The 12,430-nt window shown below is 42.5% G+C and carries 12 protein-coding genes; 6 read left to right on the forward strand and 6 right to left on the reverse strand.

Annotated features, from left to right (window positions below; genetic code table 11):
- Positions 1–4: 4 nt before the first annotated feature.
- From ABMY35_RS05140 to ABMY35_RS05155, 4 genes are all read left to right on the forward strand, one after another.
- Positions 5–745: a 2,3,4,5-tetrahydropyridine-2,6-dicarboxylate N-succinyltransferase gene (locus ABMY35_RS05140; RefSeq protein ID WP_349285297.1), complete on the forward strand. Its 741-nt coding sequence runs from the start codon at positions 5–7 to the stop codon at positions 743–745.
- The gene (locus ABMY35_RS05145; RefSeq protein WP_349285298.1) at positions 745–1,950 is read left to right on the forward strand and encodes a PLP-dependent decarboxylase; all 1,206 of its coding nucleotides are present in this window, start codon (positions 745–747) and stop codon (positions 1,948–1,950) included. The genes ABMY35_RS05140 and ABMY35_RS05145 overlap by 1 nt, the downstream gene beginning before the upstream one ends.
- Positions 1,951–1,958: 8 nt before the next feature.
- Positions 1,959–3,071, forward strand: a complete 1,113-nt coding sequence (locus tag ABMY35_RS05150) for a succinylglutamate desuccinylase/aspartoacylase family protein (RefSeq protein WP_349285299.1) — start codon at positions 1,959–1,961, stop codon at positions 3,069–3,071.
- A gap of 169 nt (positions 3,072–3,240) precedes the next feature.
- The gene (locus ABMY35_RS05155) at positions 3,241–4,260 is read left to right on the forward strand and encodes a phospholipase A (RefSeq protein WP_349285300.1); all 1,020 of its coding nucleotides are present in this window, start codon (positions 3,241–3,243) and stop codon (positions 4,258–4,260) included.
- Between the two features lie 64 nt (positions 4,261–4,324).
- Here the strand turns inward: ABMY35_RS05155 and ABMY35_RS05160 are convergent, their stop codons facing one another.
- Positions 4,325–5,218: a bifunctional GNAT family N-acetyltransferase/hotdog fold thioesterase gene (locus tag ABMY35_RS05160; protein ID WP_349285301.1), complete on the reverse strand. Its 894-nt coding sequence runs from the start codon at positions 5,216–5,218 to the stop codon at positions 4,325–4,327.
- A 197-nt stretch (positions 5,219–5,415) separates the two neighbouring features.
- Between ABMY35_RS05160 and ABMY35_RS05165 the strand changes: the two genes are divergently transcribed.
- Complete coding sequence (locus tag ABMY35_RS05165) at positions 5,416–6,105, forward strand: fused MFS/spermidine synthase (RefSeq protein WP_349285302.1); 690 nt, start codon at positions 5,416–5,418, stop codon at positions 6,103–6,105.
- On the opposite strand, the gene dtd is transcribed toward ABMY35_RS05165, so the two are convergent.
- From dtd to ABMY35_RS05180, 3 genes are all read right to left on the reverse strand, one after another.
- Positions 6,102–6,539, reverse strand: coding sequence for a D-aminoacyl-tRNA deacylase (gene dtd / locus ABMY35_RS05170; RefSeq protein WP_349285303.1), 438 nt, complete (start codon positions 6,537–6,539; stop codon positions 6,102–6,104). The two genes, ABMY35_RS05165 and dtd, sit on opposite strands and share 4 nt — an antisense overlap.
- Positions 6,540–6,649: 110 nt before the next feature.
- The gene (locus ABMY35_RS05175; RefSeq protein WP_349285304.1) at positions 6,650–7,588 is read right to left on the reverse strand and encodes an alpha/beta fold hydrolase; all 939 of its coding nucleotides are present in this window, start codon (positions 7,586–7,588) and stop codon (positions 6,650–6,652) included.
- Between the two features lie 25 nt (positions 7,589–7,613).
- A complete protein-coding gene (locus tag ABMY35_RS05180; protein ID WP_349285308.1) occupies positions 7,614–8,513 on the reverse strand; it encodes a virulence factor BrkB family protein in 900 nt (299 codons plus the stop codon).
- Between the two features lie 87 nt (positions 8,514–8,600).
- Here ABMY35_RS05180 and ABMY35_RS05185 point away from each other — a divergent pair, with 87 nt between their 5' ends.
- The gene (locus tag ABMY35_RS05185) at positions 8,601–9,251 is read left to right on the forward strand and encodes a DUF2959 domain-containing protein (RefSeq protein WP_349285305.1); all 651 of its coding nucleotides are present in this window, start codon (positions 8,601–8,603) and stop codon (positions 9,249–9,251) included.
- Between the two features lie 727 nt (positions 9,252–9,978).
- Here ABMY35_RS05185 and ABMY35_RS05190 read toward each other — a convergent pair.
- Together ABMY35_RS05190 and rpsQ are read right to left on the reverse strand one after the other, a co-directional pair.
- The gene (locus ABMY35_RS05190; RefSeq protein ID WP_349285306.1) at positions 9,979–12,003 is read right to left on the reverse strand and encodes a S9 family peptidase; all 2,025 of its coding nucleotides are present in this window, start codon (positions 12,001–12,003) and stop codon (positions 9,979–9,981) included.
- 317 nt (positions 12,004–12,320) lie between these two features.
- Positions 12,321–12,430: 30S ribosomal protein S17 (gene rpsQ, locus ABMY35_RS05195; protein ID WP_349285309.1), on the reverse strand; the 110-nt coding region annotated here is incomplete at its 5' end.

Raw genomic sequence — 12,430 nt, forward strand, 5'->3', positions numbered from 1 at the left:
AAACATGAGCTGGTTAGAACTATTAAACAATTTAGAAAACGGTAGCGTACGTGCGGCAACTCAAGACGAGCAGGGCAACTGGCACGCCAACGTGGAAGTAAAGCAAGGCATTTTAGAAGCATTCAGAAACGGCACGAACGTTGAATTCCCAGGTGGTTTTGTTGATAAAGACAACCTAGCACCACAAGGTTTCAATGCAGAACAAAACGTACGTATGGTACCAGGTGGCTCAAGTGTACGTCGCGGCGCCTATGTGGCTTCTGGCACAATCATTATGCCACCAGCGTATGTAAACATAGGCGCATTCATCGATGAAGGTACTATGGTAGACAGCCATGCACTAGTTGGCTCATGTGCACAAGTAGGTAAAAACGTTCACCTAAGTGCAGCTGTGCAACTAGGTGGTGTATTAGAGCCTGTTGGCGCAAGCCCAGTGGTTATCGAAGATGATGCGTTTATCGGTGCTGGCTGTGTGATCGTTGAAGGGGTGGTTGTTAAGAAAGGGGCTGTACTTGCTCCAGGTGTCCGTTTATCTGCAACCATTCCTGTTTATGACTGTGTGAACGAGCGCGTATTAGAAAAAGGCGAGCCAATCCCTGAGAATGCAATTGTTATTCCTGGTTCTCGTCCGTCTTCAAGTGCATGGGGCCGCGATCAAGGCTTAAGTATGTCATGTGCTTTAATTGTTAAATACCGCGATGAGCAAAGCGATGCGTCTTTAATCCTTGAAGAGGTATTACGCTAATGAGCTTTTTGAGCACACAGCTACGTCAGCATATCACTGCGATCAGTGAGCAGAACGACACACCGTTTTTTGTCTATGACCTAGATGCGTTATACGCGCATTTAAAACCACTGACAGAGCAATCTGTGGTGAAGTTATGGTATGCCGTTAAAGCCAATCCACTTTCTAAGGTGATCCAAACTTTAGATAAAGCAGGCTTTGACTTTGACGTAGCAAGCAGTGGCGAACTTGACCAAGTATTGCGTCAAGGCGTGGCTGCTAACCGTGTGCTCAACACCGGACCTGCTAAATCTAAAAAGCAGATCCAACACTTTTTGTCACAAGGTGTACGCACCTTTGTGGCAGAAAGTTTGAATCAAGTAGCTTGGTTAAACCAAGCTGCAACAGAACATCAGATGCAGTTGCGCATTCTACTGCGTGTGCAATTACGCTGGCCCGATGGCGAAAAGAACCCACTTGGTGGCGACAGCTTAACGCCATTTGGTTTAGGGCTTGAAGAGTGGCAGCAACTGACTATTCAAGACTACCCTGCGCTTAATTTCGTTGGCCTGCATATTTTCCAATGGGGCAATATGCTCAGCACCGAAAAACTGGCTGAGCTATGGTCACAAATGATCACGCCACTGACCGATTTGGCAGAGCAACTTGGCTTTACATGCCAAATTTTAGATTTAGGCGGCGGTTTAGGTATTCCTTACACTACCGATACTGATCGCCTCGCTTGGTCTAAATTAGTCGATGCACTGGCAACCATTAAAGCCGCAGCAGGAGTTGAAGAGCTGTGGATGGAGCTAGGCCGTTACGCGGTGGGTGAAATCGGCCATTATGTAAACCCCGTGGTTGAGCAAAAGCTGAATTATGGTGAGCACCAACTGATTGTCGCAGGTGGTATTAATCACATATTACGCCCAGCGGTGACAAACCAAGCTTTTCCGGGTGAATTATTACGCCAATCTAGCGCACCATCACAAGATTATCTTGTTCATGGTCCGCTTTGTACTGCGCTAGACAGTTTAGGTAAGCACGCTCTGCCCAAAGATATTAACGAGCACGACTGGGTGGTGTTCAGTCAATGTGGCGCTTATGGGTATACCGAAAGTATGCCGTTCTTTTTATGTCATGAATTGCCTGCTGAATATGTGATTGAGCAAGGCCAAGTTGTCTGCGTGCGTGAATGTCAAAGCGCCGCAAGTTATTTAGTGTAGGTGATCCCATGAATACAATTACCCAAGAACATATTCAAGTCGGTGAGATTGCCAATGGCCTCCCTTTAACCATTCCTGTGTATCGTTTAAAAGGCAATGGCAGCGGGCCTAAAGTGTATATTCAAGCCAATATGCATGGCGCAGAAGTACAAGGTAACGCGGTTATTTACCAATTACTTGAGCAACTAAAAACACAAACACTTTCTTCAGATATCACCTTAGTGCCTTATGCGAATCCGATCGGTTGTAATCAAAAGTCGGGGGAATTTACTTTAGGTCGTTTTGATCCGATCACCGGCACCAACTGGAACCGCATGTATCACGATCACAGTAAACTGATCGAGTCATTTGTTAGCGAACATTTAGATGCGCCAGAAGATGAAATCAAAAGTAAATTCCGTGCTCTGCTTGTTGATCAGACTCAAGCGTTTCTAGATCAACCCGCTTATCGCGTAAATACCGGCAAACGGATCGCTGTGACCTTGCAGCGTTTAGCGCATGAAGCTGACATAGTGTTAGATCTTCATACCGGTCCGATCTCAGCAAAGCATTTGTACTGTCCTGAATATGCGAAAGCCAGTGCCAGCTACTTTGACATTGAACATGTGCTGTTGATCCCCAATGAATTTGATGGCGCGATGGACGAAGCGACTTTCTGTCCTTGGTGGCAATTAAGCGAAGCCTACAAAGCGCAAGGTCGCAATATTCCAGTGTGGGTTGAAGCTTTCACCGTTGAACTGGGCTCGCAAGAGAAAATCGATCTAACCGAGGCGAAACTCGATGCTGAAAGTATCTTGAGTTACTTAAATCACAAGCAAGTGTTTATCGGTGCTGAGTTTACGCCTAAGCCTATTACCCGTTATGCCTGCATGCTTGACGACTATCTTGCGTTTTATGCCCCTATGGGTGGCATGGTCGAGTACAACGCCGAACTTGGCAGTCACATTAAAGCTGGTGACACCATTGCGAAGATTTTACGTATGGAACAGTACTTATCAGAAAAGCCATTGCATGAAATCACTTTAGATACAGATGCCATCACAATTTTGCATTTTGCTTCGGCCAGCGTGAATCAAGGCACTGAACTGTATAAGTTCTTCACAAACTATTTCGAGCTGTAAGGCTTCACCTTATTGCGTGAGAGTAAGCACCTTTTATTGAGTGTCGCTTACTAAGGTATGGCGGCTTTTGCCGCCGGCCTTTTTAAATAAAAAGTATGTAATTGATCTACCTCAACCCCAGTTACCCGATGTATACTGACCTATGGCAAGGACAAATACCGTAAACTCTATGCAATTATATTCTTTAATTTCAATAGCCCTAGTAGCCTGCTGTTCTTTGCAATCTTTTGCAAATACATCGACCACTGATAACGAATTAGATTTGGTACAGCAATGTATTTTGAACGCACTTGTTATCAGCGATGACAATACTAAAGTAGCGGATATCAAACAGCAGTGTGAAAACATTAAAAAAGATCACCATATCAGTGCATTAGATGAGCGTATCTTAAGAGAGAAAATTACACAAAATAACCGTAATGTGCTCACGCCACATCGAAGAAATTATATGCTACCTGTGTCATATATTACGGAGCCAAACAACACACCTTTTCAAATAAAAGGCGCACCAACTCAGACTGAGGAGCTAGATAACTTTGAAGTTAAGTATCAGCTTTCATTAAAAGTACCTGTCTATACAGGTTTTGCCGATCCAGACCAAGCAATCTACACAGCTTTTACTTTACAATCATATTGGCAGTTTTATAACAAAGAAATCTCTTCTCCTTTCAGAGAAACGGATTATGAACCCGAAATATTCTGGATTAACTTTTTAGACGATGAAAATGTACTCTGGGGAGACGAAATGGCCATAATTTTAGGTCTGTCTCACCAATCTAATGGCCGCTCGCAGCCTTTCTCTCGTTCTTGGAATCGACTTTACGCTAATTTTATCTGGGAGAACCAAGGTTTCGTATTTAGCTTTAAACCATGGTATCGCCTACCAGAAGATAAAAAAACTGATCCTATGTTAGCTAAAGGTGATGATAATCCTGATATCCATAAGTATATGGGATACTTTGAATTTAGTGGCGTATATCGCCATGGTAATCATGAATTTAGTTTTTTAGCCCGCAACAACCTCAATAGTGATAATCGGGGCGCAATTCAACTCGATTGGTCATTCCCTCTATGGGGCAGGTTACGAGGCTATGTACAATATTTTAATGGCTATGGTGAAAGCATGATTGACTACAATGCAGATATACAGCGCTTTGGTATGGGTATATTACTCACTGATATTTTGTAGTCATTTCCTCTGAACATAAAAAAGCCAAGCTGTTGAGCTTGGCTTTTGCTATTTAAATTAAAGTCTAACGTAAGACTACAAAACAGCCTTCAAACATAGCAACTAGCTTATCACCATCGTACACATTCACAGGTACATAGTATTTTGCTTTGCCTTCAGTTTCTAAATCCAGCAATTTTCCTGAACAGTCAGCAATAGTGACTGTCGCACTTGGCGCTGTAGTGAGTGGTTTAAGATACTTAATTTCTGCATCCGCAAGTACAATATTTCCCTCAAGATTAAGCTCTTTTAGTGCCAAGTAAGTTGCCCCCCAGCCAGTCAATGTCGCCATGCTATACACAGAACCCGCAAACATAGAGTTATGCAAGTTTAAGTTGGCTTTGAGATCAGCTTTAGTAGAGAACTGCCAGTCAGTGTAGCTTTCAACTTTAATACCCATCGCATCGCTGATAGGGATAGACTCACGCCAAGTGTTTTGCAGTACCTGCGTCCAATCAGGGTGACGGAACCAACCAGGCTCACAGGGCTTCTGTTTAACCATTTTCCAATGCTGTATATCGTCATACGCAAGGTGGGCTTTTTCTAATACGGTATAACCATGTTTCTCATAGAACGACAACGCTCGCTCACGGGCAAATAAAACCAGCTCATCAGCATTTTGTTGCCAAGCTATTTTCTCTAGTTCATGCAACAAACGGCTACCTAAATGTTGACCACGATGCTTTTCATCCACCGCCATATAACGTACTTGTGCCTGCTGTTGATTATTAAAGTGCAAACGTGCAACGGCTAAGACATCTCCGTCGTTATTCTTAATATAACGATGCTCCGCTTCTTGCTCTAAATCATCTTGCTCTGAGCCGCGGGGTTGATCCCACGGGGCGCGTAAAACTTGCCAACGTAATTGATAATAGGCTTGCCAATCTTCGCTGCTCTGTGGTGCACTTACCTGAAACATAATTACTCCTGTTTTGATGCATCTCTGACCGTTGATTTTGTTTTACTAACAACGATAACTTGGTGTCTTTTTTATAGTTTCACCATACTAGAAAAGCCCAAAATAAAACATAGTTTCATGCTGCTTAACAAAGAATAACTGTAAAACTTGGTGAACAGGCTGGCATTACAAAAAAGCTCAGCTATGCTGATGTAATTATGGAAAAATTTTTTACAAGCTCTGCTACATTGAGCACCGATTTTGTTTTTAACTGTCATGACTTGGGGCATCTCATTTATTGGCAGAAACATGGCCAAATTAGTATTCAGGTTCGCCAAGAAAAACAATATCGATGGCTCTTAATCAACGACACTTTACAATCAGTGATTGATAGAGACGATTCGTCACATCTTCTACTTCCTCATTTACAACAACTCTCCGCGCTTTGGCAACCATTAGTAGCGCCTAAAACAGTATTAGAATTAGGACTCGGTGCAGGTGCTATTCGCAACTTCTTAGAAGTTAAATACCCTGAAGTGCATGTCACCTCAATTGAAAAAGATCCCGAAGTTATTCGCTGTTATAAGAAGTATTTCGACGGTGATGCACTAAGTGCGCTGATCTGTGATGATGCCGAGCAATTTGTACAAAAAAATGCACTTTATGATTGGATAATTTTAGATTTGTTTAGTCAGGAAGATGCACCAAATTTTTTGTTCGACCACAAGTTTTACCAAAATATTCGTAATCGCTTAAATCAAGGCGGATGGCTGTTTATTAACTTTCTCTCAAGCCACCCTTCGCAGCTAGAGCAACTTCAACACCGACTGATCACCAATTTTGGCAAGAAGCCCAATGAAGTTGCCATACCCGACTACTTGAATCATATCATTGCAGTAAGCCGCTAAACTGACAGATTAAAGGTGACCGGCCCGTCGTTACACAAGCTCACTTGCATATCTGCCGCAAACTGTCCTGTTTGCACTTTAATACCCGCGGCCATTGCCTGTGCCACAAAATAGTCGTATAACGCTTCGGCTTGCGCTGGCGTGCCCGCGCTCGAAAAACTAGGACGCATGCCTTTTTTAGTATCAGCGGCCAAAGTAAACTGCGATACCACTAAAAGCTCACCCTCAATGTCTTTCAGGCTGAGATTCATTTTGCCAGCGTCATCCGTGAATATGCGGTAATTACTCACCTTGTGAAGTAGCTTGTCTGCTGTAGACTCATCATCAAGCTTTTCAACGCCCAATAGCAATAAAATGCCTTTGCCTATAGCACCAACGCACTCACCCGACACTTCTACTTTTGCGTGAGTAACTCTTTGAATTAATCCCTGCATATCATTCTCAAAACGTTATTTTTAATGTGCTAAATATACCGAATTTAGCCGCTTTCTAAAACGAAAGTCTTTACAGCTCGGAATATGTAAGTCTCGATATAACAAAGGCATTAATGCAAACGACACAGCATTAAGTCAGAAGCACGAATAATGGCATCCATATAGTCACCTTCTCGCTGTGCGTGCCCCGCATTCTCCAATACATAAAATTGCGCTTTATGCTTTTGAGCAAAGCGTTGTACGGGGGCATAGCGACACAATAAATCGTCTCGGCTATGAATAAGCCAGCATGGTAGATGACAAAGCGACGCTTTAAATTGAGCGATATCACAGAGCTGAGAAAAGTTTTGTTCTTGGAAAAAGTGACACATGATTTTTGCTTGCTGAACAGCACAGTGCGCTTGTTCAATATTGGCCAGCTTGGCTCTTGTGCCTAAAGCCAACTTTGACTCCCAAGCCATCCATAACTGTGCTGCTTTGTGTTGCTCCAGCTCATCTGTGCCTGTCAAAGACTGATAATAATACTGTAAGATCTCCGCTTCGCTCTTGAGGCCATGGCTAAAATCTGAATACAACTCAGGATAAAATTGCGCACCAGCCCCATGCGGCCCATACAACCAAGCGAGATCGGTGGTTTCAGCGAGGAAGCTTGCCCAAAGTATTAACCCTGACACTCTTTCTGGGTGAGATTGATAAAAAAGTAGCGCCAATGTCGCGCCCCAAGATCCCCCTGCAATGACACTTTTTTCAATGCCAAGATGATTAAGCAGCAAATGTATGTCATCCACCAAATGAGCTGGACTATTATACGCCAGTGAATCAGGGGAAGAGAGACCACAGCCCCGCTGACTAAATAAAATAATGCGGTATTTTCGTGGATTAAACAGACAGCTCATCGCGGGCACAAGACCCGCCCCCGGGCCACCATGGCAAACGATAACAGGCACACCTTGCTCGCACCCGTATTCTTCGACATGAATTTGTGCACCTTGCCCTACCGCAAGGTGAAAACTTTGACGCGACGCTTTGAACTCGTAACCAAGAGACATAAGACCTCCAAGGCTATCGCTTTTCTCACTGCGCTATGTGCTGGCTATCCTCAGTGTGTTGTTCAGGCGCTTGTTGTTGCTCAAGCCTTTCGCTTAAACACACAGTAAATTCAGCGCCTAACAGCACCACAATCCAAGATAAATAGACCCAAACAAATAGGATCGGCACAGTTGCTAATGCACCATAAATCACTTCATAAGAAGGAAAGTGACTGATATACATAGCAAAGCCTTTCTTGGTTAACTCGAACAGCAATGCCGCAAATAAAGCACCAGGGATCGCAGCTTGAAAAGCAACTCTCTTATTCGGAACTAAAGTATAGAGCATAATGAAGCCGGCCATGGAAATTGCGTAGGGTAAAAGTTTTAATAAAAAGCCACTAAACCCTGGAATACCCTGATCGGCAAACGATACCAAAGACACTATATAAGAAGTCACACCAATACTTGCTCCTAGTAAAACCGGGCCAAGTGTTAATACCATCCAATAAATCGCAAAAGAGATCATAAACGGTCGCTTCTCTTTTACTCTCCAAATGCGATTTAAGGCAGTATCTACATTTCTAATCAGCAATAGCGCCACAGCGGCTAAGAAGCTGATACCCACTGCGGTCATTTGGTTCGCATTACCCGTAAAAGCGCTGATATGAGACTTAATAGAATCTGTTGAAGTCGGGACAAAATTAGTAAAAATAAAGTTTTCTATGGCAACTCGGGTGTCTTCAAATCCAGGAAAGGCTGAAAATATTGCCACACCAACCGCAATTAATGGCACCAAAGACAAAAGCGTGACATAAGCCAAGTAGCCCGCGTTAATCGTGATTTGGTCTTCTAAGCAGCGCTTAAAATAGTGCTGCCACCAACTAGGCTGACGCGCTAAAAACTCTTTCGCCTTAGACTGTAATTGCTGGTAGTGCTGTTGCATAGAAATAAAATAAACAGGAAACGTTTTGCACATCATAGCAATCCGCCCCATAATTTACACCAAGATAGTTAATCAAATAGGTTGATTATGAAACATTTAGCCCTAGCAGCGGTGCTGTGCTTAGGCCTTAGCGCATGCCAAACCGTTTACTACTCTGCAATGGAGAAAGTTGGTGTCCACAAGCGTGAGATCTTAGTTGATAGAGTCGAAGCCACAAAAAAGTCACAACAAAACTCGCAGCAAGAGTTTCAATCAGCACTCGAAAGATTAACTACACTCGTTAATTTTGATGGTGGTGAACTGCAAACCGCCTATGAACAATTGAATGATGATTATGAGTCAAGTCTTTCGGCCGCGAGCGATGTCTCTAATAACATCGACAAAGTAGAAGATGTCGCCGAAGCATTATTTGATGAGTGGCAGGATGAACTTGGCCAGTACTCAAATGCGAATTTAAAACGTGAAAGTGAGAAAAAGTTAAAGCAAACACAAAGGCAGTTTTCAAAGCTGCTTAAATCCATGCGTCGAAGTGAAACTAAAATGCAGCCTGTTTTAGATTCATTGAAAGACAATGTGCTGTATTTAAAACATAACCTGAATGCCCAAGCTGTCGCGGCGATCCGAGGTGAGTTTGACTCATTGAAAGTCGATATCCAAAATCTAATCAATGATGTGAATCGTTCGATTGCCGATTCGAATGCTTTTATTGAGCAAATGAATCAGAATAAAGTGAACTAGTCTTTATACCTCCTACGACTCAGATTAATCGCCTGCCATTTAACATTTTTATGGCAGGCCACTCACCACAAAAGCGTCAATCTCGTCATTTTGTAAATTCCTAAAGTGTTCTCTACGCCTATCCAGTTAGGTTCACCCTGATTGACGCATACTCTTTTGCTCTTTGTATGTGAAAACTCCAAACGATTTACAACTTTAGCTAGAAAGGGTACATTCAGGGAAGCAATATTTAAAAACTAGCTGCAAATAATTAAAAATAAGAAAGTCACAATCAGGGGAGATTTTTTCGGTGACAACTATGTTAAACAAGTATAAATATGAGCTGCTGTACACCTTTTTGATAGCCACCTATATCACACTAAGCGGCTCATCATCTTTCATACTCACACTATGGATCGTCTCAGTGCCTTTGCTGCTACTTAGTTTGAATTGCTTTTTGAAGTTCAAAACACAGCCAATTAGCTGGAGAAACCAATTAGCCTCGATCGCTTGTCATTTGATTATGCTATTCGTCACTATTTCATTGCACTTTGACATTGGCGGAGTCACTACAGGAAGTTCTACATCAGCAATTACACTGGTTATGCTACCAATCTTATGTGCCGCAGGAGTGATTGCGCTAGTAGCACTTCACTGGCTGTTTAACTTTTTAAAACACAAAAATGTGATTTAATAAGTGAAAAATAGCTACTTAGGTAGCTATTTTTCATTTCTCTTCTCAGCGTAATTAATGACGTGAAAACCAATCCAAAATACGATCTAAACGCTCAACTAAATTTGTAGGCGTACCAGTGCGAGACAGACCATGTGTCTCACCTTTAAAGATCACCATTTCTACAGGAACATCATTCGCTTTTAGCGCATAAAACCACTCTTGACCCTGCCCTATTGGTGTCACCATGTCTTGATCACTGTGGATGATCAGAGTCGGTGTCGACACCTGATCAGCATACTTCAGTGGTGAGCGATCCCAATATCCCGCAAAGTTGGTCCAAAGCGTACCACCAAACTCTTTCGTCATTTGCGCTGGCGTATACTCTTGCGTGCCCGCCTCAGAGATCCATGAACTGACACTGCGTTGCGTGACAGCAGCTTTAAAGCGATCGGTTTTGGTCGTGATCCAGTTAGTTAAAAAGCCACCATGACTGCCCCCTGTGATATACAGCGCATCTTTATTAATCCAGCTATTCTGTGCAATAACCTTATCTAAAAACTGCATGTTATCTCTGTAATCTGCACCACCGTAATCCTTTCTAACAGCTTTACTATGTGCAATACCATAGCCGCTACTACCACGGTAATTCACATAAACGACACCATAGCCTTTGGCAGCATACATTTGGTTTTCATGGAACCACTGGTGCCCCCACATACCACCTGGGCCGCCTTTAATATTCAATACCAGTGGATATGATTTATTCTTGTCGAAATTAATTGGTTTATGAACGAAACCCTGTACTTTCATTCCCTGCTCATTCTCAAACCAAAATGATTCTGCTGGTGAAAGGGCTTTCCTCGCTATCAACGCATCATTAAATTGTGTGAGCTTTTGCAGCTTTTTTGACTGAATTTCATATCGATATAGTTCTGGGAGTGCTGTTGAACTTTCTAAGGTAAAGACTAGAAACTTGCCACTGGGTGCAATCGCTAAATTTCTAACCGACTTGTCTATGTCTAATAGTTTTTTGACCGATGCTGCCCCAGTATCAACTGCAAATAAACGGTGGGCACCATGATCGCTGGTTGTAAAATAAAGCGACTTATTTGTCGGTGACCATAAAGCCCCTGAAGCGCGTCTGTCGAATGCTGCAGTTAAATTTTTTGGCTTACTATTTCCACGCTGTAAAAATAGGTCTGCTTGCTCATAAGTGTCTTCTTGGTGGCTGTACACGACCGATTTACCGTCATGCGAAACGCTCACGCTATATTGACTGCCTTGATGTTGAGTCAATGCTACTTGTTGTTTTGTCTTAATATTCAAACGATAGATATCGCTATTATCATTACCCTCATACTCAAGCCCTGTTTTATTGGCATGAAAGTAAACATATTGACCACCTTTAGACAAAGTTGGGCCATTCACATTCCAATCAGACCCTTCTGTCAGTTGAGTCAATGCTTGGCTTTCTAAATCATAGATAAATAGATGGCGACGCTTATCACTTAAATAACCTGCACCATCTCCGATATACCTCGCGTTTTTGACAACCACAATATCTGGTTTAGCACGCTTATTTTCAGACTCGCTGTCAAATGCTTCATTTTCTTTCTCGGGACTCACCGTTAATGTGAGCAGCAACTGCTCGCCAGATGGCAACCATTGAAAGCTCGACAGACTTTGCTCTAAGAAAGTCACTTGCTTTGCCTCACCGCCATTGGCCGGAATGACAAATACCTGAGATTTACCATCAGCCGAACGGATAAAGGCAACACGAGAGCCATCTGGTGACCATTGAGGCGCGCGATCGCCTGTGCCTTGAGTAAACTCAGAAACAACACCCGCTTTGTTTATTTTGAAGACCTGACTGTTTCTTCCGCTGGCATCGTCATTGACTGTTCGTTTAACAAATAAAATGTCTTCATTATTAGGAGACACCTGAGGTGAATTTAAAAAGACAAAATCAAAGTAATCTTCAGGCACCAAGCCTTTTGACTCGTTCTTTGCTACAGATGCGTGTGCATGTGTGGTGATAAATAGGGAAAGTAATAATGCCCAAGTTAGTAAGCCACTCAAATGGCGCTTTTCATTCATATCCTTCATTCCAAAACTCAAAGTCAAAGATCAGAAACAATGGCATCAACACAATGAGGAGAGTCATTGTTAATGCATGTCCCGAAAGTAGTTTCAAATTGTAGAATACGTGAGCAACCTGTATAAGTCTTAATAAATCGATAAAAGGACGTTACTGAAATATAAAATGCATTTCATTTCTGTTGAGATTTCATGAATTTAAACAGGTTTAAGCAACTCAGGTTGAATTGTATTAAAAATACTAAGCACCTAAACGACAAAAGCCCCAGCAAATGTCGGGGCTTTTAAGCAATTATAAACTTAGTCTAAGACTAAAATTAAGCTTGCTTAGGACTAGAAACAACTTCTACTAAAGTCCAAGACTTATTCTTAGAAATTGGCGCGCACTCACGAATAGTAACTACGTCACCTGCTTTAGCAGTGTTGC

The organism is Pseudoalteromonas sp. BZB3 (assembly GCF_040104455.1).
In the GTDB taxonomy this organism is placed as follows: Bacteria; Pseudomonadota; Gammaproteobacteria; order Enterobacterales; family Alteromonadaceae; genus Pseudoalteromonas.

Excerpts from the sequence above, each read along its gene's own strand:
- ABMY35_RS05140 (WP_349285297.1), top strand. The coding sequence starts at position 5 with ATGAGCTGGTTAGAACTATTAAACAATTTAGAAAACGGTAGCGTACGT.
- ABMY35_RS05145 (WP_349285298.1), top strand. The coding sequence starts at position 745 with ATGAGCTTTTTGAGCACACAGCTACGTCAGCATATCACTGCGATCAGT.
- ABMY35_RS05150 (WP_349285299.1), top strand. The coding sequence starts at position 1,959 with ATGAATACAATTACCCAAGAACATATTCAAGTCGGTGAGATTGCCAAT.
- ABMY35_RS05155 (WP_349285300.1), top strand. The coding sequence starts at position 3,241 with ATGCAATTATATTCTTTAATTTCAATAGCCCTAGTAGCCTGCTGTTCT.
- ABMY35_RS05160 (WP_349285301.1), bottom strand. The coding sequence starts at position 5,218 with ATGTTTCAGGTAAGTGCACCACAGAGCAGCGAAGATTGGCAAGCCTAT.
- ABMY35_RS05165 (WP_349285302.1), top strand. The coding sequence starts at position 5,416 with ATGGAAAAATTTTTTACAAGCTCTGCTACATTGAGCACCGATTTTGTT.
- dtd (WP_349285303.1), bottom strand. The coding sequence starts at position 6,539 with ATGCAGGGATTAATTCAAAGAGTTACTCACGCAAAAGTAGAAGTGTCG.
- ABMY35_RS05175 (WP_349285304.1), bottom strand. The coding sequence starts at position 7,588 with ATGTCTCTTGGTTACGAGTTCAAAGCGTCGCGTCAAAGTTTTCACCTT.
- ABMY35_RS05180 (WP_349285308.1), bottom strand. The coding sequence starts at position 8,513 with ATGCAACAGCACTACCAGCAATTACAGTCTAAGGCGAAAGAGTTTTTA.
- ABMY35_RS05185 (WP_349285305.1), top strand. The coding sequence starts at position 8,601 with ATGAAACATTTAGCCCTAGCAGCGGTGCTGTGCTTAGGCCTTAGCGCA.
- ABMY35_RS05190 (WP_349285306.1), bottom strand. The coding sequence starts at position 12,003 with ATGAATGAAAAGCGCCATTTGAGTGGCTTACTAACTTGGGCATTATTA.